Raw genomic sequence first — 23906 nt, 5'->3', positions numbered from 1 at the left:
TCCACTTTTTAGTTATACACCCTATCCTATCGGAAAATACAGCGTAAAACAGCTACCGCGTCCAGGTTCACTTTGAACAGTTAGTTTGCCACCGATAGACTCGATATATGTTTTTGCATCATATGCACCAATACCCATACCAGCATTGCCTTTCGTGGTATCAAATGGCTTGAATAGTCGCTCTTCAATAAACGCTTTATCCATACCTGACCCTGTATCTTCTATCAAAACTAGCTGCGTTTTGTTGTCAGAATTTCCAGTAATCACCACGTCGACTTCTCCGTCATCTGGGGTTGCCTGCTGAGCGTTGCTGATTAGGTGATAAAGCACGTTTGCCACCTTATCCTTATCAACCGTCACGGCCGTTTCTTTTAGCACATGAACTGTTGGTAGCGGACGTAAACCTGAACAGCGGTTGTTGACCACATCTTTGGCCAGCTCCGAAATCAAAAATTCTGAGTTTACACCTTCTTCAACGGCCTTCTTATCAGTCAGCTGCTTGAGCATTTTTTCCATTCTTGCCTTAGTATGCTCCAAGGTTTCGAAGGTGTCTTCGATAAATTCAGGGTTATGTTTATGCTGTTGAGCATTGGCAAGAATAAGGTCGACTTGAGCTAGTACATTTTTTAAGTCATGTAAAACGAACGCAGACATTCGATTGAATGCCGCAAATTGGGCGTTTTCTGCTACCACTTGAGCGGCCTCGTGGTGCTGCATGTACGTGCCTACTTGCTCAGATACGGCGGTTAGATAGTCTTTCACTTCCCAATTTAAAGTGATTTTTTCATTGTCTCCTGACGCGAGAACAGCAAATCCCCACAGTTTTCCCTCTTTTAAGAAAGGTACGAAGAGTTGGTAGCCCCATGCTTTTAGTGCATCTCTATCTAGCTTTAACCCCTCGTAATCGAATGGTTTGACGAGGTAGGCGTCCGTATCAATGATCCAGCCATTTTTGTCGCTGTAACTTGCAAGCGTTTCCAACGTTGTACAGGTAGCGTTGTTTTCTCTCGAATCAGTTGACGATTCATTGTTATCTGTTGACGCAGTGTTTGTAATAGGTGATGCCTTAGCCACGCATTCATAGCCATTCTGCGTTACTTTAAACAGCAGACCTGACTCATATTGAATGGCGTTAAGCATTCCTGTTAGGCCAGCGTTGTAAACATCTGATGAGGTATCCCCTGCACGTGTTAACCACTGCGTTAATTTCACCCATTCAACGCGGTAGTCGAACTGATTCGCAAAGAAATGTTTAGTGATAAATACTTTTATCTTAGTGCGAAAGCCGTTGGACAAGAATACAGTGGCGAGCAATGCGAATGACATCACAACCAATATGATTTGAACCGTCGCTCCCCAGTTGCCTCCCATATAATTTATGGCGTAGCCGACAACAGCCATCACAAAAAGATAACCGCCCGCCACTAAGAGTAGAGAGCTGTGCAATACCACGTCCCGCGAGATAAAGATATCAATGCCCCAGTGATGAATTCGTCGTATCGATATGACGAGTAAGGGCATTAACAAGAAGTAAATATAGCCTCGTGCCGCTATGTAGCCAATTTCAACCTGGTTTACCATGGTAGCGTTTGCATAAGTAACGAACTCAAACAGGTTGGTTGCTCCCAGATAAATAATGATTGGTTTAAACGCCCACTGCTCACGCCCCGCCTGTCGATATACAACTTCCAGAAGAACAAGCACTTCTAATGACAGCACGATCAGTACAAGAAAGCTCCACGCGGGATTTACTACCAATAGATAAGGGGCTAGCAATGCTGCTAGTGCGGGGGCAATAATAATTAACGTTACAGGTCGTTTTAGAACGTCGAAGATATTACTAAAGCTGGTCTGTATACAGCCAGCCAAAAAGAGTAACCATGCGAGCTGCTTAAGCACGTCAGCGCTGAGTAACCAGCTTAGCGAGATAGGTCCAAATAGCGAAGTGATTAAGGTTGTAGACCATAAAAAGGTAGCTGCGGTCGCCAATACCAATAAATGCTTGGCTACGCCGGGTTTACGTACCGTTAACAACAGCAATAAAAGGGCTAAGTGCGCCAGACTATTTAACCCATAGCCTACATCTGAAATCATCCTTTTATCTCACCTTTATTATCATTATTTAGGAGATGAAATACAGGGAGGCGCATTGATGCAACGTCCCTGAAACCTTCGATATACAGCACATAACGTTTTCAGCTAGGTACGGTGCGCAGGCATCGCCCGCGCTATGATAAAAACTATCGTTTACGGATCACTAGTGAGCCAATTGAATACCCTGCACCGAAAGAGCAAAGTACTCCCACGTCACCGGCAACCAGGTCTTCATGGTTTAAACCAAACGCAATCACAGAACCCGCAGAAGCAGTGTTGGCAAACTCGTCCAACACAATTGGCGCTTCGGTACGGTCAGCATCGCGACCTAACAGGCGTTTGCAAATCAAGGTGTTCATATTGATATTAGCTTGGTGAAGCCACCAACGCTTGACGCCTTCTGGCGTAATGTCGTGACTCGCTAAATGCGCTTCAATATGCGCTGCTGCCAATGGACACACTTCCTTGAAAACTTTGCGACCCGCTTGATGGAACAGCTTATCAGGTCCATACGGATCAACGTCTTCGGCACGTGTCATGTAACCAAAATTAGAACGAATATTGTTTGAGAATTTCGTCAATGCTTTGGTGCTTAGCACGTCGTACACGTGCTCACTTTTGGCGGTTTCAGCAAGCTCAAGCACCGTCGCCGTAGCCACATCGCCAAAAATAAAGTGACTGTCGCGATCAGCGTAGTTAATTTGCGGTGAGACCAACTCAGGGTTAATAACCAACACGCGAGTCGCATTTTTCGCGCTCAGCATTTCATAGGCGCGATGCATACCGAACGTTGCTGCAGAACAAGCAACTAGCATATCGAAACCAAACCCTTCAATATTAAGAGCTTCTTGTACTTCAATTGCAATCGCAGGATAAGCACGCTGGGTGTATGCACACGACACAATCACAGCATCAATTTCATCGGCCGTAACATTGGCGGATGCCAGAGCTAACTTGGCTGCTTCGACGGCAATTTCAGCTTGGTGAGAAAGTTCGTCATCTGCTCGAGGGGCAATCTTAGGCTTCATTCGAGTGATGTCTAGCGCACCCTCTTTTTGATAGATGTAGCGACTTTTAATTCCTGATGCTTTTTCGATAAACTCTGCACTTGAATAAGGCATTGCTGCTACATCACCTGATTCGATTTGCGCTTTATTTTCTTCGTTAAACGCATCTACGTAAGCATTGTAGCTATCTACTAGCTCTTCGTTAGTTATACTGTCTTTAGGGTGCCATACACCCACACCACTAATCACAACTTGCTGAGACATAGGCATTCTCTATTATTTGATAGCACTACGGTGGTATTGAGCATTGCGTTACTCTGTGTCCTAAACGCATCTATACCAGTGCAATTGAGCCTAATCGTATTTACCTTTAAAAACACGACTGCGTTTTATGGGTTATAGCTTACCCTAATCCTTAAACGGTGTAACTATAGTGAACGCAAGGAAAGCTCTATTCCTCCGTTTATTACCAGCCCGCATAGATATTACCCACTCAGCGAGACTTAAAATGTTCGTAACCGTGGCGTGTTTTCGCAGGTATAGTGGCTCTACATCAAGGTGACACAACAAAGAGTAAGGACACGTTAAACTCGGCCTTCGGGAAGGTCTGGCAAGCTACCAATAAAAAACCCCGCTTCAAAGCGGGGTTTCATGTAATCAACGCGGGAGCTTACAGCTGGTTGATTTGCCACACCGTTACTGTGCCGCTAACTTCGTTGCCTACAACAAGAAGAGGCACACCGCTTGGGCTGTCTTCAGCGCTAACAAAAACCAGGCTTTCTGGCGCTAAGTCACCAATGACATCGTCGCTTGTCAAACCTTCGGTTAGGTCACGGTTAATTACATATTCTGCAAATTGAACGTCATAAGGGTTAGTAACGTCGTATACGAAAATACCGCCCATGCGCTCTGTGCCGATAAACGCGTAAGTGCGATCGCCAACTTGACCCACGGTTAACGCTTCTGGCTCTGGACCTTTATTCTCTGAGCGCGAGTCGCTTGCATTTTCATCGTCACCATTGTTGAACTGCGCCCCATGAACCGACGCTGTAATACGTTCAAAATCATCACCCGAGTCATAAACCACTAAACCGTTTTGATCCCAGATTGTGAATGAACGTGCACCGTAAGCGTACGCTGCATCGTACTCGCCGTTTCCGTCAGCATCACCCATAGCTGAAGTTACACGTAAGTCGTCCGCTTCGCCTGTCGCCTGTAGCATAGCTAATTCAGAGTTGGCGGCAGCGGTAAGATCTTCTACTTTAACTTCGTCTGTATAAGCTAGACAGCCATCATCTTCGTCAAAATCAACACCACCTGCAGCAGTACATGCCGCCTCATCAGCAGCGTCAAAGAAGTACTCACGGGCATCGCCTTCGTTAGCGGTAAGAATGAAAGTCGCATCCTTCCACGTAAAGTTAGCAATGGTATCAGGCTGGTATACACCATAAATACCTGTGTACTGACCAAAACTCACCGCATCATTTTCTTGGATATCAATATTAAGTCCAGCCCAAGACTTAGTTCCTAGGCCGACGACATCTACCGTTAACTCTTCCAAGTCAATAATCGCAAGGCCATTGTTTTCCTGAAGACTAACGTATGCAACGTCGTTAGTAGCGGTGATGTATTCTGGTTCCAGATCTTTCGCTACCGTTGAGGTAATAGCTGTGCCGTTAATCGTGAGTCCTGCTGGGTTAGGAAACATCATTCCCTGCGCCATCAAGTCTGCTTCAGTACCGTTTAGAGCAGTAAAGCCAACGGTCGTCCCCGTTTCTTCTGGCTCACCACTTGCAAGAATATTAATGACGCTAACAGAACCTTCAGGGTCAATGGTGTAGTCATCAGAAGGCTCACCCTCGTTCGCTACCAACACTTTGCCACCATCTGGCGTAAAAGTGACCATATCCGGTAGTGCACCAACCTCGACAGAATCCAAAAAGGCTGGAGCAGAACTGTCTAGCCCGTTGTAGAACAACACATAACCGTTATCAGTTTTAACGTCTGCAGGTACAGCAACAGCCATAAGGTCACCGCTAACCGCAATGCTTGTTAAGCTACCTAAAGTCACACCATTTATATCGGCAGGCAGTGCGATAGTGGTAAGCGTTAGCGTAGTGGTGTTTATCGGATCAGCCATAGTGGCCGTGTTTACGCTAGAGGCATCAATAACTGCTATTGTATTCGTCTCGCCGTTTGTCGCGTAAATCGTATTGGTCTCAGCGTGGTACTGAACAATTTCTGCGGCCGTTTGATTGCCTAAGAAAGCACGACCAACGATACCCATTGCAATGCCGATTGACGCATCGGTACCATCACTTCCGTCTGTCCCTGGGTCACCTTGTTCACCCTGAGGTCCTTGAGCTCCTGTTTCGCCCTGCGCACCGTCGTCACCATCAAGGCCACATCCCGTGAGCGCCGCTGATACTAAAAATGCAAGTAACCCGTATTTAAACTTATTACGCACTGCCATTTGATTTCCTTTTTATTTGTATTTTTGTCGTACGTTATGAGGCTCGAGAAACCCAAGGATTTTTCCACCTTGTTCTCGCAAAGCGAAGGAAGAAAACAGGGATCCCTAACCTTAGTACACCAGAAATTTTATGTAACTTCTATGTATAAATTAGAATCAGTTTATGACACAAATATTAAATAGGCAAAAGCGCGTAACTTTTCTATAACAATGATGGCACACACGCCGCTTTAAATATGGACAGCACGGAGCAGTAGGCTCAAAGTAATCACACTTCGTTCATGCAATTGTAAGCATATATTTCAAATATCCTAATGCGTGTAAGGAAAAACGGTTTAGCTTAACAGCGGAACACGCTTCGCTTTTTCAAAGGTATAGTTTTATTTATAAGCACTATCTGATACTAATATTGCCAAATAGACGTATAAACTGAATGGGATAGTGCTTTAGCGCGCAAAAGTGAGCGAAGCGAGAACATTCAGTGATAAAAAAGGATTAACCATGAAATTGAAATTCACAGCTTCGGCAGTTATTGCCGCAGCGCTTACTTTAACAGCCTGTGCAACATCTCCTACGGGTAGAAATCAAGTGTTGCTCTATTCTGAAACTCAGCTCGCGCAAATGGGTGATCAGGCATTCACGGGCATGAAAGAAGAATTAAAAATTTCGAATAAAGCGGTTCAAAATTCTTACGTAGAATGCGTTGCAAATGCCATCACTGCTCAAGTACCAGCCACGGTGTTCAATGGTCAATGGGAAGTCGTTGTATTCGACGATGAACAAGTTAACGCATTTGCGCTACCCGGTGGAAAAATTGGTGTCTATACAGGCTTGCTCAACGTTGCAGAAAACCAGCATCAACTTGCTGCTGTCATTGGCCATGAAGTAGGTCATGTTATTGCAGAGCATGGCAATGAGAGAATGTCGCAGTCAACATTGATAAATATGGGCAGTCAGGCGGTAGGCCAAGTTTTAGCCGCGAATGAAGTGCCCCAGTCAGGTCCCATCATGGCTGCGATCGGATTAGGTGTTCAAGTCGGTGTCCAACTTCCTTTTAGCCGAACTCATGAATCTGAAGCCGATGTCATTGGTCTTCAGCTAATGGCGAAGTCTGGGTTTGACCCAAGACAATCTGTAAACTTGTGGCAAAACATGGACGCAGCAAGCGGCGGCAACCGCCCAATGGAACTTTTGTCGACTCACCCAGCACCTCAAACCAGAATTGATAATTTACAAGCGAACATGCCTAACGCCTATGCAGACTATCAAGCTACTGCTTACCGCCCGAACTGTCGCTAAAAGTAAGTAATACCATTTCGTATAGGTCATTACCCGCTCAGCGAGAGTTAAAACGTTCGTAATCGCGGCGTGTTACGTCGTACTTAATCTTAGAATAAAAAAACGCTGCGAAATGCAGCGTTTTTTGTTTGAAACCAACGAAATTATTCGCTGTCTGCTTTGTGAAGATGTACATCCATTTGTGGGAATGGAATTGAAATACCCTCTTCATCAAAACGCAGTTTAACGTTTTCAGTGAAGTCGAATTTAACACCCCAGAAATCCGCAGAATTCACCCATGGACGAACAATAAAGTTCACGCTGCTGTCGGCCAGTTCAGATACTGCAATTTTAGGCTCTGGCTCTGCAAGAATACGCTCATCAGCCGCCACCATTTCTTCAAGAATTCTTTTCGCTTTAAGAAGGTCAGCGTCGTAACCAATACCAACAACCATGTCTACGCGACGCGTGTCTCTTGCTGAATAGTTAGTGATGTTGCCACCGTAAATATTGCCATTGGGAACAATAATTTCTTTGTTGTCTGGTGTGTTCATTGTTGTAGTGAAAATACCAATCTTAACAATAGAACCAGCAGTACCTGCAGCTTCGACAAAATCACCCGCTTTAAATGGTTTGAAAACTAGAAGCATTACGCCAGCTGCAAAGTTCTTAAGCGAGTCTTGCAATGACAAACCAATAGCTAAACCAGCAGCACCTAATATAGCAACTAATGACGTTGTATCTACGCCTAGCTGATCAAGCGAAGCGACAATAACAAACAGCATTAGAATGGCGCTAAGGATAGCTTCCAGGAAGTCCACTAGCATGTTGTCATATTTAGACTTGGCCATTAGGCGTCTAAATACAGATAAAATGAATCCAACTACGATCCTACCTATTACATAAATCGCGATTGCCATCAGAATGTTAATCCCCCACGGGATGGCGTAATCGTTTATGTACCTTTCAACATCGCTTGCAGAGAAAAGCGAAAGTTTTTCTTCCATAATATGGTCCTTGTCATGGTTAGTTGATAATTGCTCAAATACGGTAGCAGCTATTTGATTTAAGACCAATATAATATGGGCTCAAACACAGTAAATTTGCTCTAAAGTCTAAGCTACATGGGTGTTTAAAAGCGTTAGCCTTATACAAAAGTAGAGGAAATTCATTTGTTTTACTTTAGGATCTACTGTCCTTTTCTGTACATTTTTGCCGCGGTTTGTTGGCCATCTAGGCAAGGCGGATGTTTGACGGTCTAGTAGCTCTAAATCGACAAGTTTCTATGCCTTATAGGTGGCACATAGGCGCTAGAATGAAAAAACAAAAAATGAACACTTTTTATTCGCTTGTCACACGCTTGTCACTCAACAAGCGCATCCTTCATCACGAAGCTTAAATGCGCTTTGTGTTTCTTTTCCATTTTTTGGAAGTTACCGAGTTATAAGACATTTTTTTTGATGATTTTTTAGCCTCAAAGTTTTAGACTAAAGTCTCATGAAAGTTGACTGTTCACTACGCCTCATCAGTGTGTGTTGAGCAACTTCATGAAGGAGCTTTAGCAAACTATGTCACGTAAAGGATTAACGCATGTTGCTTCTCATAACCCTGTTTTCGGTTGTTCTGTGTCTATTTTTATATTCACTTCGCACCGACAAAGGAAAACATACTAAGTATGCAAGAGCGGACTACCGCCCAGCACCTCAATCGAAGCCTTCATCCACTGTGTTGAAATCAACTTCGAGAAACTCTTCGCCAACAGCGGCGTAGAAAACGAGTCATGTGATTCTTAAATAGGCAGCATGCTGTCGTTTGTGTAAGTTTTTGCATTTTTACTTACGCGATGTCGTCGACAGCATTGCAACCTGTATCTACACACGTATTATACGCGTTAAAACTACACATCTGATTTGTTATGCGTATACCAAGAGTTTATTACCCCAATCCTATTCCGTTAGAACAAGAGTTTGAGTTAACCGAAGATGCTGGACATCACATCGCGACGGTATTGCGCATAAAGCCCAATCGACCAATCGTACTCTTCAACGGCGACGGCAATGAATACAGTGCACAAATCATTAGCGTGCAGCGAAAAAAAGTAACGGTAGAAGCTGATGCTTGCTTATCATTAGCAAAAGAATCCCCTCTCCATCTGCATTTGGGTCAAGGTGTCTCTAAGGGCGATAGGATGGATACCGTATTACAAAAAAGCGTAGAGCTAGGCGTGACAGAAATAACGCCGGTCATCACTGAACGCTGTACGGTAAAGCTCGACGAGTCTCGTTGGGAGAAAAAAATTCAGCAGTGGCAAAAGATTATTATCGGCGCCTGCGAACAAAGTGGCCGCAACATCATTCCCGTACTTAATGCGCCGGTAAGTCTTAACCAATGGTTGTCTTCATCCACCAATACCACAAGATTAGTGCTTGCACCTGGCGCAGAGCAAAGCTTGGCAAGGCAACCTTATAATGCTCAAGGTTTTCGTTTGCTTATTGGCCCTGAAGGTGGGTTATCTGAAACAGAAATTCATCAGGCAAACGAAAACGGCTATCAGTCGGTAAGTTTGGGCCCACGTATTTTGCGCACCGAGACAGCAGCGATTACAAGCCTAAGTATTCTTCAAGCTCAGCACGGCGACTTCTAAGTCAGTATTTTAGGCAGCTATATAGCAAGCATAGTGCTAGCTCAGTAACTTGAAGAATTCAGGTGTGCCCCCATATATGTTTACAATCAGCTGGGCCATCTGAGCCGGCATTTTATCAACATTCAAGGTGAAAACATTATGCAATATACCGTTGGCGTAATTATGGACCCCATCGCGAGCATTAAGCCACATAAAGATACAAGCTTTGCGATGATGCTTGAAGCTCAGCGCCGCGGTGCAAAGGTCGTATATTTTGAATTAAAAGACCTGTATTTAGACAATGGTAAGCCTATGGGTTTAGGTAAAACCGTATCGGTCAAGGATCAAGCTACAGATTTCTACACCATTGAAGACGAGTCGACCTTGCATTTAGGCGACATTGATGTGTTACTCATGCGCAAAGATCCACCCTTTGACAGCGAGTTTTTGTATGCGACTCAGGTGCTGTCGCTTGCGCAGGACGCGGGAGCGCTAGTTGTAAATAACCCTCAAGCGCTTCGCGACTACAACGAGAAGCTGTTTACGTCGTACTTCCCAGAACACATTCCCAATACCTTAGTCACGAACAACCAAGCGCTTATCCGTGAGTTTCACGCCAAGCACCAAGACATTATTTGCAAACCCTTAGACGGTATGGGTGGCGCGTCTATCTTTAGAGTGAAGCCTGATGGCAATAACTTAGGCGTTATTATTGAAACCCTAACCAAGTTAGGCACGCGCTACATGATGGTACAAGAGTACCTTCCAGAGATTAAAGACGGCGATAAGCGCGTACTCATCGTTGATGGTGAAGTCATGCCGTATTGCTTAGCGCGACTGCCTACAAAAGGGGAAACCAGAGGTAACCTAGCCGCTGGCGGTACAGGACGCCCTCAGCCAATCTCAGATTCTGACCGCGCCCTAGCCGAAGCCATCGCGCCAACGCTCAAAGAAAATAACATTTTATTTGTAGGACTTGATGTTATTGGCAGCAAAATTACTGAAATAAACATTACTAGCCCAACTTGCGTAAGAGAAATAGAAGCAGCTTACGATGTTAATATAATGGGTGCGCTGTTTGACGCCATTGAAAAGCGCTTAGCCAGTAAATAAAGTAAGGTTGTATTGGTAACACAGTGCAGTTCGTATCGTAAAAAGCAAATATGAGTGGATAGAGCGCCTTTAGCTTCAATAGTGTAAAGGCCCTCACAGAGCAAAAGATAGTAGATAAAAGACAAACTATGACGGAATTAAAAAGCCTACAAAATCATTTTCTGGTCGCGATGCCTAGTTTGGACGATCCGTATTTCTCTCGCTCACTCATTTATATTTGTGAACACAACGCTGAAGGTGCTATGGGTATTGTAGTAAATCAACCCTCTACCATGAACGTGAAGCAGCTTCTTGAACAGACTGACAAAGAACTCACTGTGTCTGACGACAAAGCAGAGCAAATCGTGCTGGCTGGCGGTCCTGTAAGCCAAGAGCGAGGATTTGTGCTGCACTCGTCGCAAAGAGAGTGGGCATCTAGCTTAAAGCTTGCACCAGGGGTTATGGTGACCACCTCCAAGGACATTTTGACTGCTATTGCCAATGATGAAGGCCCTGAAGACGTTTTGATTGCTTTGGGGTACGCGGGCTGGACAGCCGGTCAGCTTGAGAAGGAAATGCAGGAAAACGCATGGCTCACCATCGAAGCTGACGAAGAAATTCTGTTTAACACGCCTATGCACAAGAAATGGCAAGCAACAGTAAATAAACTCGGTGTGGATGTATGGCAGCTAGCACCGGGAGCGGGACATGCCTGATATAGGAAATCGTACGGTACTTGCGTTTGATTTTGGTACCAAAAGCATTGGCGTGGCGGTAGGTCAGGAAATTACCGGTACGGCTTCCCCTCTTGCAGCGCTGAAGGCACGAGACGGTATTCCTGACTGGACGTTAATAGAAAAGCTTTACGAAGAATGGCAACCGCATATCGTGGTGGTGGGTTTACCGCTTAATATGGATGGTACTGAGCAGGAGATGACTCAACGCGCCCGCAAATTTGCAAACCGTCTACATGGGCGTTTTAAAGTGGCCGTTGACACCTGTGATGAGCGACTGACTACCACAGACGCTAAAGCCATGCTGTTTGAGTTAGGTGGCTATAAGAAACTGACTAAAGATAAGGTTGATAGTGTGTCGGCCTGTGTAATATTCGCTAGCTGGAGCGAGAGTCAGTACGAATAATTGTTAAGGCCTGTTGACCTTTGTATGCTGCTGGCTCTTGCTGTTATTATTTTTCTGCCCCACACTGCCAGCAGACATCAAAAGCAGCGCCGTTTTGTTCACTGCACTCACCGCAAATCCAGTCTTCACTAGATAATGCCTTATCGTTTGATTTCTGAATGAAGAGCTCAATAACTTTCGACGCTCTTGCATACCAGCTATCGTCAACAAGCCACACTTCCTGCTGAGAATCTTGCCAAGGCAGCTCTCCGATTGCGCCACTGGCAAACTCATTTTTTACCATATAAGGAATAGATAAAGCGTCAAGCTCGCTGCGAACCGCTTGAAGTTCAAAAGCGTCTTGTGAAGTGAAGAGTTTTTTCAATGGCTACCCTCTTGTTAAACACAAAAGCAGCCCGTGGGCTGCTCATCATGCGAGAAAAACGTGTCTCTCTACTGCTTTATTTCAGTAAGCGTTTCAAATGCAGCTCCCCCTAAAGGGATTTCAGCATAAAGCGAAAGCAATTAGTCATCCATATCAATAGATACATTTGACAGTGTACCTAAGCTAGAACCGTCGCTGGTATCAAGCTTGATCATTAAGCGCAGGTCATTAGGCGAGTCGGCGTGGTGCAGCGCTTGGTCCATATCAATCTTACCCGCTTTGTACAAATCATACAGGGCCATATCAAAGCTCTGCATGCCCTGCTCTTTGCCTTTTTTCATTGCTTCTTTTAACGCGCCTATTTCATTGCGCTGTATTAGGTCGCGCACTAGCGGCGAATTAAGCAATATTTCTATTGCCGCAACCCTACCCTTGCCGTCTGGCGTAGGTACTAGTTGCTGCGCAACAATGGCGCGGATGTTTAAGCTTAAGTCAAAGCGCAACTTATCGTGCTGATCTTTCGGCGCTAAATGCATAATACGTTCAATAGCTTGGTTCGCGTTGTTAGCGTGCAGCGTAGCCACACACAAATGCCCGGTATCAGCAAACGACATGGCATATTCCATGGTTTCCATTGAACGAATTTCACCAATAAGAATGACATCAGGTGCCTGACGTAGCGAACTTTTAAGGGCGTCGTCGAAAGACTGAGTATCTATGCCCACCTCGCGCTGGGTAATAACACAGTTTTTATGCTCGTGCACAAATTCAATGGGGTCTTCAATAGTCAGTATATGCCCGTGCGAATTTTCATTTCTATGCCCAATAAGCGCAGCCAGTGACGTGGACTTACCCGTGCCTGTTCCACCTACAAATAGAACAAGACCGCGTTTAGCCATAATAATTTCTTTTAATACTCGCGGCAGACCCAAATCATCAGCTTTCGGAATTTGAGTAACGATGCGGCGAATCACCATGCCCGCTTGGTCACGCTGCCAAAATGCAGAGCAGCGGAAACGACCAATGCCCTCTCGTACTATGGCGAAATTACATTCTTTGGTCGTGTGAAACTCATTCTGCTGTTTTTCAGTCATCGCTTCGTGAACCAGCGCCAGCGATGCCTCTTCCGAGGTCGCGCTTTCCGTCACTGGCGTAAGTTTGCCGTTAATTTTGGCACTTACCGGAAACCCCGCAGTGACGAATAAATCCGATGCGTTGGTATCGACCATTTTTTGTAGTAGTGAATCTAACATATTGGCCTCTAGAAACTGTTCATCGACTGTTTATCAACTGACTTTGCTGCGGCGTCTTGTTTGGTAATAACCCCCATTGCCACTAAGCGCTGAAGACACTGATCCATGGTTTGCATACCGTGAGCCTGACCCGTTTGAATAACCGAGTACATTTGCGGCACTTTATCTTCTCGAATAAGGTTACGAATAGCGGGGATCCCCACCATGATTTCATGAGCCGCAACTCGGCCCCCGCCTACTTTCTTAAGCAGTGTCTGTGAAATAACCGCACGCAATGATTCCGACAACATAGAACGCACCATGGCTTTTTCTTCTGCCGGGAAAACATCGATAATACGGTCAATGGTTTTTGGTGCAGAGTTGGTGTGAAGAGTGCCAAATACTAAATGGCCGGTTTCGGCAGCTGAAATGGCAAGGCGTATGGTTTCTAAGTCACGTAGCTCACCGACTAGAATTACGTCTGGGTCTTCACGAAGCGCCGAGCGCAGTGCGTTATTAAACGAGTGCGTATCGCGGTGTACTTCCCGCTGGTTTACCAAGCTAAGCTTGTTGTCGTGCACGAATTCGATAGGGTCTTCAATGGTAAGAATGTGCTCGCGCTTATGGGTGTTGATATGGTCGACCATGGCCGCAAGCGTGGTACTTTTACCCGAGCCGGTGGCACCTGTCACAAGTACAATGCCGGTAGGCTGATTTATAATTTCCTTGAAAATTTCAGGCGCGCCAAGGTCGTCTAAGGTTAATACTTTACTGGGGATAGTACGTAATACTGCGGCGGCGCCTCGGTTTTGCACAAACGCGTTAACACGAAAGCGCGACAAGCCATTAACTTCGAAAGAAAAATCGGTTTCCAGGTTTTCTTCGTATTCTTTGCGCTGCATGTCATTCATAATCTCATAAACGAGACCATGTACTTGCTTGTGATCGAGGGCTGGCACATTCAGTTTACGCATTTCGCCATCTACACGAATTATTGGTGGTAGGCCCGCTGATAAGTGTAAATCTGAGGCGTTATTCTTAACACTGAAAGCCAAAAGTTCGGTAATATCCACAACCACTTCTCCAAAACAAGGTGAATAATGCAAACAATAGCAGAAAGACTAGATTCCGCACGAAAAGGAATAGACCAAGCCGCTACCAGTGCACATCGTCCACCAAATTCCGTTAAATTGCTAGCGGTTAGCAAAACAAAACCCGTATCAGATATCATGGAAGCGTATGAAGCCGGACAACGTATGTTCGGCGAAAATTACGTGCTGGAAGGTGTTGAAAAGGTTCAGGAACTTTCTCACTTAAGCGATATAGAGTGGCACATGATTGGTCCAATCCAATCGAATAAAACCAAAGTGGTAGCCGAACACTTTGATTGGGTTCAGTCTGTAGATAGAGAAAAAATTGCTCGTCGCTTAAACGAACAGCGGCCTGACTCAATGCCGCCGTTAAACGTGTGCATTCAGGTTAATATTGATGACGAAGAGAGTAAGTCAGGGGTAGCCCTAAGTGAATTAGATGCGCTAGTGGAGTTTATTAACTCTCAAAAGCACCTGACCTTGCGTGGACTAATGGCCATTCCCAAAGCTGATCCTAGTGAAGAACAACAGCGCGCCACACTGTCTAAGCTAAAAGAATTATTCGACCACTACCATACATCATTGAGCAATTTTGATACCCTATCCGTAGGAATGAGTAGTGATATGACAGAAGCGATTCAACACGGGTCGACTATGGTGCGCATCGGTACCGCTATTTTCGGTAAGCGAAACTAGCGCGCTAACCCAACGGATAGCGCTTCGCCTCGCTACACAGACTTAAACGCAACCAACAAATAGGATTTACATGCAACAGAAAAAATTAGCATTTATTGGCGCGGGTAACATGAGCCGCAGCATCATCAGTGGTCTTATCAAATCTGGGTACGCGAAAGAAAACATCCTTGCGGCAAACCCTTCCACACCAAAGTTAGACGGCCTGAAGGCCGAGTTTGGTATTCACACCACACAATCTAATGATGAAGCCTGCCAATTCGCTGATGCCATAGTCCTTGCGGTAAAACCACAAATAATGGGCGATATGTGCGGCGAGCTTCAGAAAAACAATGACCTTTCGGGCAAGTTGTTTATGAGCATTGCAGCTGGGCTGCCGGTAGCCAGATTGCAAGAAATGCTAGGTGGTGAATACCCTGTTGTTCGTATTATGCCAAACACCCCGAGCTTGTTAGGCAAAGGCATGTCTGGGATGTATGCCGACGACACGGTTTCTGAGTCAGACAGGCAATACGTTGACGATGTAATGAACAGCGTTGGCAAAACCGTTTGGGTAGATAAAGAAGAGGGTATTAACGGTGTTATCGCCGCAGCGGGCAGCAGCCCAGCTTATTTCTTCTTGTTCTTACAAAATATGCAGGAAGAAGCCATGAACATGGGCTTTGACAAAGCGCAATCTCGCTTAATGGTCCAACAAGCCATGTTAGGCGCAGCCGAAATGGTTTGTAACAACCCAGACCTTGAATTAAGCGAGCTTCGTGCCCAAGTTACGTCTAAGGGCGGCACTACCGCAGAAGCCGTTAACACTTTCATTAATGAAGGTTTAAAAGATATTGTCAGCAAGTCGATGCGCGCCGCCGTAGCACGTGCTGAAGAAATGGCAAAACAGCTATAACGTTTTAGGAAAAACACAACATGAACGCAACGGTATTTTTGGTTGATACCTTATTTAGCCTTTATTTGATGGTGGTTATTCTGCGCCTTTGGTTACAAATGGTTCAGGCAGATTTTTATAATCCACTCAGTCAATTTGTAGTAAAAGCAACCCACCCTATCGTGGGGCCGTTGCGCCGTATTATTCCGTCAATCGGCAGGTTCGACACCGCTACTTTTGTGTTAGCGGTAGCGGTATGCGCGCTCAAGCTAATAACCCTAGGGTTAATGTTTGGCGGTAGTCTAAACCCAGTCGGCATTGCGATTTTATCAGTGATTGGCGTGATAAAAGAAACCCTGTCGTTAATGTTCTGGGTGTTGCTACTACGCGCTATTTTGAGCTGGGTGTCACAAGGTCAGTCTCCGGTTGACTATGTTCTGTATCAGCTAACCGAGCCGTTTTTAGCGCCAATACGCAAAGTCATTCCACCATTGGGCGGTTTGGACTTGTCAGTGCTTATTGCCATCATCGCATTACAGTTTTTACAGCTTCTGATCCAAGACACTTTCCCTATGTAGCTAATGTCAGTTCAAGACACTGTTAGGGAAAGTATTGGTCTTGCAGTTTGGTTCATAGAGCAAAACAAGCTGTAATGGGTAAGAATTGAAAATAAGATGAAGGCAGAGGTAGTTTCTATCATGGGTAGAATGAATCAAATCAAAAAAGCTTACGTCGCACTTCTTGTGATGGCTATGTCATGCTTAAGCGTTTCCGCATTTGCCGAGCAGAAGCAAACGCTTGGTGAATGGGATGTTCACTATATGGTGGTGAGTACGCCATTTCTCACACCTGAAGTGGCGGCTAGCTACGGCATTGTGAGAAGTAAGTTTAATGCGTTGGTTAACATTTCGGTGTTAGACAAAGTTTCCGGTGAAGCGCAACGGGCAGATGTCACAGGTACAGCTAAGAATCTGTTAGGTAACTCGCGTAAGCTGACTTTCAAAAAGGTGGAAGAAGGTGATGCTATCTATTACCTTGCCGTGCTGCCATTTCGCGATCAGGAAACCTTTAGGTTTGAGATTGACGTTCAAAAAGGTAGCAGCAAACAAACGCTGAAGTTTCAGCAAAAAATGTACGTTGACGAGTAATTTATAAGGCGAGCACTGCTTTAATAATACCAATATCATAAGTAAGCGCTCACCTGTAACGCACTCATGCTTGTGATGAAAAGCACTGATTAACGAAGCGAGATATCCGTTAGCCCGGTATCTCGCTTTTTTATTATGTTAAAAATAGGGTAACTGCACTTTACCAATTGAATGTGGTGGTAAATAATCAAAGCAACTGGTCGGGCAAGTTAGTGTAGTCGGATTATGTGTAACCATTAGCACTTAAGTCATGAAAGACAGATGAGCACTGCGCCGCAGCAAAGAGCGACATGCACTAACTGCCTTCATAGCAAATAAAAAGAGAACAATTATGAATACGCCCTCGTCTCAGACAGCTACACCACAGTCTGCCCACAATTCAGAACAACTCTCACCTTACTTCCCTAACTTATTATCTCCGTTGGATTTGGGGTTTACTCAACTTCGCAACCGTACCCTAATGGGTTCAATGCATTTAGGTTTGGAAGAAGAGAAAGGCGGATTTGACAAACTTGCTGCGTTTTACGCTGAGCGAGCAAAAGGTGGTGCGGGGCTAATCGTAACAGGTGGTATTAGCCCTAATATTTCAGGTTGGGTAGCGCCCTTTGCTGGCAGAATGACCCGCTCTCGCCACGCGAAAAAGCACCGTGTTATTACCGACGCTGTGCATAAGGAAGACGGCAAAATTTGCATGCAAATTTTGCATTCAGGCCGTTACGGTTATCACCCACTTGCTGTTTCGGCTTCACCTATGAAGTCGCCTATTACCCCTTTTAAGCCTCGCGAATTGTCCTCACGTGGCGTAAGAAGCACAATTAAAGACTACGTAAAATGTGCAGCCCTTGCCCAGCAAGCAGGCTATGACGGCGTGGAAATTATGGGTTCTGAAGGCTACCTCATTAATCAGTTTTTCTGTGAACGCACCAATCATAGAAATGATGAATGGGGTGGCAGCTTAGAAAATAGGGCTCGTCTGGCAATAGAAATAGTAAAAGGTGTACGCGAGAAAGTGGGCACTAACTTCATTATTATTTATCGCCTGTCTATGCTGGACTTAGTCGAAGGCGGCGCTAAGTGGGACGAGGTTGTATATTTAGCCAAAGAAATCGAAAAAGCAGGCGCTACGCTAATTAATACCGGCATTGGATGGCACGAAGCGCGGGTACCTACTATTTCCACATCGGTGCCTCGCGCGGCGTTTACCTGGATAACCGAACGCATGAAAAAAGAGGTGTCTATCCCTCTTATTACCACTAACCGTATCAATACGCCTGAAGTTGCAGAATCGGTACTCGCACAAGGCCATGCTGATATGGTATCGATGGCGCGACCTTTCTTGGCTGACGCTCACTTTGTAGCGAAGGCTATGCGCAATGAGTCTAAGCTAATCAACACGTGTATTGCCTGTAACCAGGCTTGCCTAGACCATGCATTCGAACAAAAGCGTGCAAGTTGCTTGGTAAACCCACAAGCGTGCTACGAGACCGAACTTACCTTTCCCCCTACTCACAATAAGAAAAAACTAGCGGTAGTAGGTGCAGGGCCTGCGGGTTTGGCGTTTTCCATGTATGCCGCAGAGCGCGGTCACGAGGTACATCTATTTGATAAAGCCAGTGAAATTGGCGGTCAATTTAATTACGCCAAGCAAGTGCCGGGTAAAGAAGAGTTTTACGAAACCCTACGCTATTTTGACAATCAGCTAGCTCGCCTGGGCGTTACGGTTCACCTTAACACCGAGATTAACGCAGAAAGCCTTGCCGATGAGAAGTTTGATGAAGTGGTGCTAGCCACCGGTATTAATCCTCGTACGCTTACAATTGAAGGGCACGACCACCCTAAAGTGATGAGTTATTTAGACGTATTGCGCGACCACAAGCCAGTAGGCAAGAAAGTGGCTATTGTTGGCGCCGGCGGCATTGGTTTTGATGTAGCAGAGTTCTTGGTTGAACACGAACATTTAGCCAAAGATAAAGAAAAATGGCTGGCGCATTGGGGTATAGATAAAGACTATGCGGCACCGGGTGCACTAAAGGAAAAAGCCATAGAGCCTTCAGATCGCGAAGTGTATCTATTGCAACGTAAAACGTCTAAAGTGGGCAAAGGACTGGGCAAAACTACGGGCTGGATCCACAGGCAATCATTGAAACACCACAATGTTCAAATGATAAATGGTGTGAGCTACGAGAAAGTAGATGATGAAGGCCTGCACGTGCTGATTAACGACACGCCCAAAGTATTGCCGGTCGATAACGTCATTGTATGTGCTGGTCAGGAGCCGTTTAAGCCTCTGCAACAACCTCTAGAAGAGGCAGGATTTACCGTGCACATTATCGGCGGTGCTGACGTAGCGGCTGAACTTGATGCTAAACGCGCTATCCGTCAAGGCGCTGAACTGGCAGCGCGAATTTAAAACTGATCGAACATGATAGCGTTGCCGTCCGGGTCTTTAACAATTAGATGCCCGGGGCCGCTATCGCCTTTCACAGGCACGTCTAAAGCGATGTCTTGTTCAACTAGATTTGCCTGAAGTGCCCTAACATCACTTGGGTTGAAGGTCATAATGTTATCTTCAAACATCCCTTCGAATAACCCAATCATGGTGGTGCCATTTTTCATCATTAACCATTTATCTTCCACCGAGCCGCATGAAGGCATGGCTTCAAAGCCCAAGGCCTCATAAAACGTCTTCGACTTGCTGATGTCCTTAACCGTTAAACTTAACGAAAATAGTCCTAACTCCACTGCATGCTCCCTGATAATTTTTGAATATTGTTCACTAACTACTCTAGTGAAGCTTTTCAACAATATCACTGCCATTAGTCGCAAAAAGAAAAAAGCCAGTAATACTGAATATTACTGGCTTTACGTCAAATATCGGCGTCGTACTGCTCTTAACCTAACGCTGATTGCGCTGTAAAAAGTTTAAATAAAAATATTATTCCTTAACTTTTTTGACTAGCGATCCAGCGATCAATTTTCTGCTCAAGAATAGCAAGTGGAATGCCGCCCGTGTTTAACACTTGTGCGTGGAACTCACGGATATCGAAATCATCACCTAATGCCTTCTCCGCGCGCGCGCGCAATTCTTGAATTTTAAGCGCGCCCACTTTGTAAGATAGCGCTTGCGACGGGATCGCAATATAACGCTCTACCTCGGCAACAACTTCTGTGCGGGTCATGCCTGAGTTATCAAGCATAAAGTCGATGGCTTGTTCGCGGGTCCAACCTTTCGCGTGAATACCTGTGTCTACCACCAAACGCATGGCGCGCAACTGCTCATCTTGAAGCGTGCCATAACGATTCCATGGATCGTCAAAGAACCCCATTTCATATCCTAGCGTTTCAGAATACAGCGCCCAACCTTCACCGAAGGCTGGTAGGAAGCTAAAGCGCATGAATGAAGGTAGCGCTTCATTTTCTTGCGCTAGACTCACTTGGAAATGGTGACCTGGAGCGCCTTCGTGTAGATACAAGGTAACGTTGCCGGTGGTTAAGCGGCTAGGCAAATCGTAGGCATTAAAGTAGAAAGTACCTGGACGAGAGCCGTCTGGCGTGCCCGGCTGATATGATCCACCCGCACTGAATTGCTCGATAGCAGGGTCGTAGGGTTTGATTTCTAGCTCAGACTTCGGCAACAGTGAAAAATACTGATCAATTTTCTCATCAACTTCACGGCCAATATCGTAATAGCTCTGTGTTAGCGCTTCACGGCTTTCAGGCTTGAACTTAGGATCGGTACGTACATAGTCGAAGAATTCGTTTAATGTCCCTTCAAACTTCACTTCGTCCTTAATTTCAAGCATGTCATTTTTGATACGCTTAACTTCTTTTAAACCAAGGTTATGCAGTTCATCAGGCGTCATTGGTAGTGTCGTTGAACCTTCCACCATCAATTGATAAAGCTTTGCACCACCTTTCATATCGCTAAGGCCAATGCTTTCACGTGCAATAGGCAAATACTCATCGCGAAGGAAGTCGCGCATACGCGTGGTTGCATCGTAAATCTCTTGCGTCGCTTTCTCGTAGTCAGCGGTTAAACGGGCTTTTTCTTCGTCAGAGAAACTTTCTGGGAACATAGTAATTGGCCCCCAAAACTGTGACTCTTTAATTGGGATAGCCAGCTGAGTATCGAACTGCTTGATCACGCGATCGATAGTAAGTTTAGTTTCAAGAACACCGCTTTCCATGCCCTCGCGGAACTTTCCGATAGCGCGGTCAGAAATAGCAATGTAATCCTTATGGCGAGATAAGTTATTTTCGTAATCTTCTACTGTTTTAAATGGCGCTGCGCCCTTTCCGCTCGCAAAAGTCGGGTAGAAGGTGTGGAACCCACTGAAGTGATTAACAGGACGCACTTCCGTTAGCGCTTCAATCTCGTCGGTAGACATTTTTAGCGAGCGCTCTTCGTTGTATTTAAATACGTCGTAGGCGAGTTTATCGGTGTCGCTTAACTTACTGCGGTCAATTTGTTTAAGCTCTGACAAGTTTAGCAATGTCGCTGTTTTTCCCGCTAAAGCGTGAGAGTCTGTTAAGAAGTCGCCCATTCTGTCCGCGTAACGCATGTCGCCGCGAAAAATGGCCATGATTGGGTTTAGCTCAATATCACGCTGGTCAGCGGCTGCAAATAACGCAAAAAGTTTTTCGTGCTCAGACGCTTCTTTTGACACTGAAGTACTATTTGATGAACTCTGCACATTAGCGCTGCCGTGTTCATGTGCCACAGCTGAGCTAAGGCCCAGTGCCATAGTTACTGCACTACTTACAAGTAGTGTTTTGAATGCTTTCATTTTTTATTTCCTTGTTGTTTCGCCCTTGTTCTGCATGCTATTTCGCAAAAAAAGCGCTGTCGTTATGTGTTTTCTTGATTCTTTATATCGCGTGATAAGCGCATTTAAACCTAATAATGCGTACCTGACGCCAGAAATCAGGCATACCGCCGATACAATTCAGCGTTTACTTGATAAGTCACAGGTTCACACGGTATCTATTCATGTAAGGTTTTTCGGGCTGCACCATTTATTCAGGCAAATGAGCCATCTCTTTTCGCCACGCCCTCTCATACGCATCACGGCCTAATACACGTTGTGCGTACGCGGCTACATTGTCTGTTTTACCGTCTAGCGTGATATCTAGCTTGCTGCCTTTTGCCCACGCCAAAATATGACCGGCTATTATGTCGGCCATGGTAAACATGGTGCCGCATACAAATTCTTTATCGCCCAGCATAGAAGAAAATACGGGCAACACGCGCTTGAACTCCCACACCGCTACATCACGCATTTGTTCAAGTCTTTGCTCTCTAGGCAACGCAAAGGTGTGCTTTGCTAAATTCCAAATCGGTTGCTCTAACTCATTGGTAAGGAACAGCATCATTTCTTCATATTTGGCTCGCTCGAAGCTACCAGGCTCTGGAATGAATTCATGCAAGCCGTGACGTTCAGCTAAAAAAGTGACGATAGCCGCCGATTCCGTCAAGGTACCTTCTGGCGTCGAAAGCGCTGGGATTTTAGAGGCAGGACTGATGGCTTTATATTCTTCTGACAGGTGTTGCCCTTGTTTTAAGTCAACTAAGCTGTACTCAAAAGGTAAACCTAGCTCTTCCAGTGCCCATGCCACGCGAACCGAGCGAGTTTTCGGATATCCGTAAAGTGTATACATACCTATGCCCTTGCTTATGTAATGTGAGCTAACTGTAAGTCGAATAGGAAAAAAGTGCTACTGCCATATTGTTACTGAGTTTTAACACTGTAACTTCTGTATGACAGTACCGCCTACTTATGGAGAGGCTCCATATCCAAAGACTATATAAAGAGGCTACCTTCAAAAAGAGTGAAAATAATAAGGAAAAGCCAAAAAGATAAGGTAATGGTCGGTAACTTTTTCACGTAACCAATATAATGATTTCCGTAAATGCCAGTAGCTATGCGCTAACACACAACTCGGTTGTCGCTTCAACGCCCTAGTATTCCTAGTCTTGCGTAGTATCCCTGAGTTATGCGCCACAATGGTTCACTTTATGCTCATCTCACTTCAATGCTTTTAACAAATTCGTTAATAATTGAGTGAAGGAGAACACGATGAAGAAACGTTTACTATCTACCTTAGCAGGTTCACTGACATTAATGTTAAGTGCGAGCAGTTTCGCAGGTCATCATGATAGTGATGGAAAAGAAGTGATAATGAATAACCTGGAAACAGGGATGAGCATGGGCTCAGTAGTGGTGAGCAGTTATGATGATGACGGTGTAGTATTTACGCCAAATCTGTCAGGGTTAACCCCGGGCATTCATGGTTTTCATGTTCATCAAAATGGTGATTGTTCACCAGCAATGAAAGATGGAAAAAAAGTGTTGGGCGGCGCAGCGGGCGGCCATTTCGATCCAGAAGATACCGGTAAACACCGTGCTCCTTGGTCTGAAAAGGGTCACGAGGGTGATCTACCCGTGCTTTATGTTGATGAAAATGGAAACGCAACCCAGCCTATCTTTGCACCAGAGCTTGAGTTAGATGATATTGAAGGCCGCGCCTTAATGATTCACGCAGGTGGCGACAATTACTCTGATTCACCTAAAAAGTTAGGTGGCGGTGGTGACCGCGTAGCATGTGGCGTAATTGGGAAATAAACTAACGCCACCTCATGTTATGCAATCAATCTTATACAAAAAAGCGGCTTCTAAAGCCGCTTTTTATACTTCACTTGTCCCGTCCTAAAATACGTTGACATAAAGAGGATTTCTTTATGACAACTTCAAGTAATCAAAGGCCTAAGCGCACACAGCGTGATTACACCTTAGCTT

General features: G+C 45.2%; 21 protein-coding genes. 11 read left to right on the top strand and 10 right to left on the bottom strand.

Translation table 11 applies throughout. The features are described from left to right. Positions 1–21: 21 nt before the first annotated feature. From prsK to MHM99_RS03195, 3 genes are all read right to left on the bottom strand, one after another. Positions 22–2094 carry an XrtA/PEP-CTERM system histidine kinase PrsK gene (gene prsK, locus MHM99_RS03205; protein ID WP_239218104.1) on the bottom strand — a complete coding sequence of 691 codons (2073 nt, stop codon included), beginning with the start codon at positions 2092–2094 and terminating at the stop codon, positions 22–24. A gap of 146 nt (positions 2095–2240) precedes the next feature. After that, positions 2241–3365 carry a beta-ketoacyl-ACP synthase III gene (locus MHM99_RS03200; protein ID WP_049586044.1) on the bottom strand — a complete coding sequence of 375 codons (1125 nt, stop codon included), beginning with the start codon at positions 3363–3365 and terminating at the stop codon, positions 2241–2243. 406 nt (positions 3366–3771) lie between these two features. Further along, entirely contained in the window at positions 3772–5574 is a 1803-nt protein-coding gene (locus MHM99_RS03195) for a choice-of-anchor I family protein (RefSeq protein WP_049586043.1), read from the bottom strand. Positions 5575–6075: 501 nt separating this feature from the next. On the opposite strand from MHM99_RS03195, the gene MHM99_RS03190 reads away from it, so the two are divergent. After that, positions 6076–6873, top strand: a complete 798-nt coding sequence (locus MHM99_RS03190; protein ID WP_014950456.1) for a M48 family metallopeptidase — start codon at positions 6076–6078, stop codon at positions 6871–6873. 143 nt (positions 6874–7016) lie between these two features. Here the strand turns inward: MHM99_RS03190 and MHM99_RS03185 are convergent, their stop codons facing one another. Next, the gene (locus tag MHM99_RS03185) at positions 7017–7859 is read right to left on the bottom strand and encodes a mechanosensitive ion channel domain-containing protein (RefSeq protein WP_101565615.1); all 843 of its coding nucleotides are present in this window, start codon (positions 7857–7859) and stop codon (positions 7017–7019) included. A 908-nt stretch (positions 7860–8767) separates the two neighbouring features. On the opposite strand from MHM99_RS03185, the gene MHM99_RS03180 reads away from it, so the two are divergent. From MHM99_RS03180 to ruvX, 4 genes are all read left to right on the top strand, one after another. Beyond that, the gene (locus MHM99_RS03180; RefSeq protein WP_014999297.1) at positions 8768–9496 is read left to right on the top strand and encodes a 16S rRNA (uracil(1498)-N(3))-methyltransferase; all 729 of its coding nucleotides are present in this window, start codon (positions 8768–8770) and stop codon (positions 9494–9496) included. A 138-nt stretch (positions 9497–9634) separates the two neighbouring features. Continuing rightward, positions 9635–10588 (top strand): glutathione synthase, encoded by a 954-nt coding sequence (gshB, locus tag MHM99_RS03175; RefSeq protein WP_014950459.1) that lies wholly within the window; start codon positions 9635–9637, stop codon positions 10586–10588. A gap of 128 nt (positions 10589–10716) precedes the next feature. After that, complete coding sequence (locus MHM99_RS03170; RefSeq protein WP_014950460.1) at positions 10717–11283, top strand: YqgE/AlgH family protein; 567 nt, start codon at positions 10717–10719, stop codon at positions 11281–11283. Further along, positions 11276–11707, top strand: coding sequence for a Holliday junction resolvase RuvX (gene ruvX, locus MHM99_RS03165; protein ID WP_014980071.1), 432 nt, complete (start codon positions 11276–11278; stop codon positions 11705–11707). The genes MHM99_RS03170 and ruvX overlap by 8 nt, the downstream gene beginning before the upstream one ends. 46 nt (positions 11708–11753) lie before the next feature. Here ruvX and MHM99_RS03160 read toward each other — a convergent pair whose 3' ends face one another. From MHM99_RS03160 to MHM99_RS03150, 3 genes are all read right to left on the bottom strand, one after another. Beyond that, entirely contained in the window at positions 11754–12071 is a 318-nt protein-coding gene (locus MHM99_RS03160) for a DUF2007 domain-containing protein (RefSeq protein WP_049586039.1), read from the bottom strand. Positions 12072–12211: 140 nt separating this feature from the next. Next, complete coding sequence (locus MHM99_RS03155) at positions 12212–13324, bottom strand: PilT/PilU family type 4a pilus ATPase (protein ID WP_014977241.1); 1113 nt, start codon at positions 13322–13324, stop codon at positions 12212–12214. Positions 13325–13332: 8 nt separating this feature from the next. After that, positions 13333–14376, bottom strand: coding sequence for a type IV pilus twitching motility protein PilT (locus MHM99_RS03150; RefSeq protein WP_014950464.1), 1044 nt, complete (start codon positions 14374–14376; stop codon positions 13333–13335). A 27-nt stretch (positions 14377–14403) separates the two neighbouring features. On the opposite strand from MHM99_RS03150, the gene MHM99_RS03145 reads away from it, so the two are divergent. The 5 genes from MHM99_RS03145 (at position 14404) to MHM99_RS03125 (ending at position 19519) form a co-directional block, all read left to right on the top strand. Next, on the top strand, positions 14404–15090 hold the full coding sequence (locus MHM99_RS03145; protein ID WP_049586038.1) for a YggS family pyridoxal phosphate-dependent enzyme: 687 nt from the start codon (positions 14404–14406) through the stop codon (positions 15088–15090). 70 nt (positions 15091–15160) lie between these two features. Then, positions 15161–15982, top strand: a complete 822-nt coding sequence (proC, locus tag MHM99_RS03140; RefSeq protein ID WP_049586037.1) for a pyrroline-5-carboxylate reductase — start codon at positions 15161–15163, stop codon at positions 15980–15982. Positions 15983–16002: 20 nt separating this feature from the next. After that, positions 16003–16539: a YggT family protein gene (locus MHM99_RS03135; protein WP_014950467.1), complete on the top strand. Its 537-nt coding sequence runs from the start codon at positions 16003–16005 to the stop codon at positions 16537–16539. A 96-nt stretch (positions 16540–16635) separates the two neighbouring features. Further along, positions 16636–17109, top strand: coding sequence for a DUF4426 domain-containing protein (locus tag MHM99_RS03130; protein WP_049586036.1), 474 nt, complete (start codon positions 16636–16638; stop codon positions 17107–17109). A 331-nt stretch (positions 17110–17440) separates the two neighbouring features. Then, a complete protein-coding gene (locus MHM99_RS03125; protein WP_239218102.1) occupies positions 17441–19519 on the top strand; it encodes an NADPH-dependent 2,4-dienoyl-CoA reductase in 2079 nt (692 codons plus the stop codon). Here the strand turns inward: MHM99_RS03125 and MHM99_RS03120 are convergent. The 3 genes from MHM99_RS03120 to MHM99_RS03110 form a co-directional block, all read right to left on the bottom strand. After that, positions 19516–19851, bottom strand: coding sequence for a VOC family protein (locus tag MHM99_RS03120; RefSeq protein ID WP_168462649.1), 336 nt, complete (start codon positions 19849–19851; stop codon positions 19516–19518). The two genes, MHM99_RS03125 and MHM99_RS03120, sit on opposite strands and share 4 nt — an antisense overlap. Before the next feature lie 200 nt (positions 19852–20051). Further along, positions 20052–21896 carry a DUF885 domain-containing protein gene (locus tag MHM99_RS03115; protein ID WP_239218101.1) on the bottom strand — a complete coding sequence of 615 codons (1845 nt, stop codon included), beginning with the start codon at positions 21894–21896 and terminating at the stop codon, positions 20052–20054. A gap of 229 nt (positions 21897–22125) precedes the next feature. Beyond that, the gene (locus MHM99_RS03110; protein ID WP_014950472.1) at positions 22126–22767 is read right to left on the bottom strand and encodes a glutathione S-transferase family protein; all 642 of its coding nucleotides are present in this window, start codon (positions 22765–22767) and stop codon (positions 22126–22128) included. Between the two features lie 419 nt (positions 22768–23186). Here MHM99_RS03110 and sodC point away from each other — a divergent pair, with 419 nt between their 5' ends. Beyond that, positions 23187–23732 (top strand): superoxide dismutase family protein, encoded by a 546-nt coding sequence (gene sodC / locus MHM99_RS03105; RefSeq protein ID WP_014950473.1) that lies wholly within the window; start codon positions 23187–23189, stop codon positions 23730–23732. Positions 23733–23906: the final 174 nt, after the last annotated feature.

It is taken from the genome of Alteromonas sp. MmMcT2-2, from assembly GCF_022348305.1.
Lineage (GTDB): Bacteria > Pseudomonadota > Gammaproteobacteria > Enterobacterales > Alteromonadaceae > Alteromonas > Alteromonas macleodii.
Note: the sequence above shows the minus strand (reverse complement) of the source record. Positions and strands in the feature narration are given on the sequence as shown.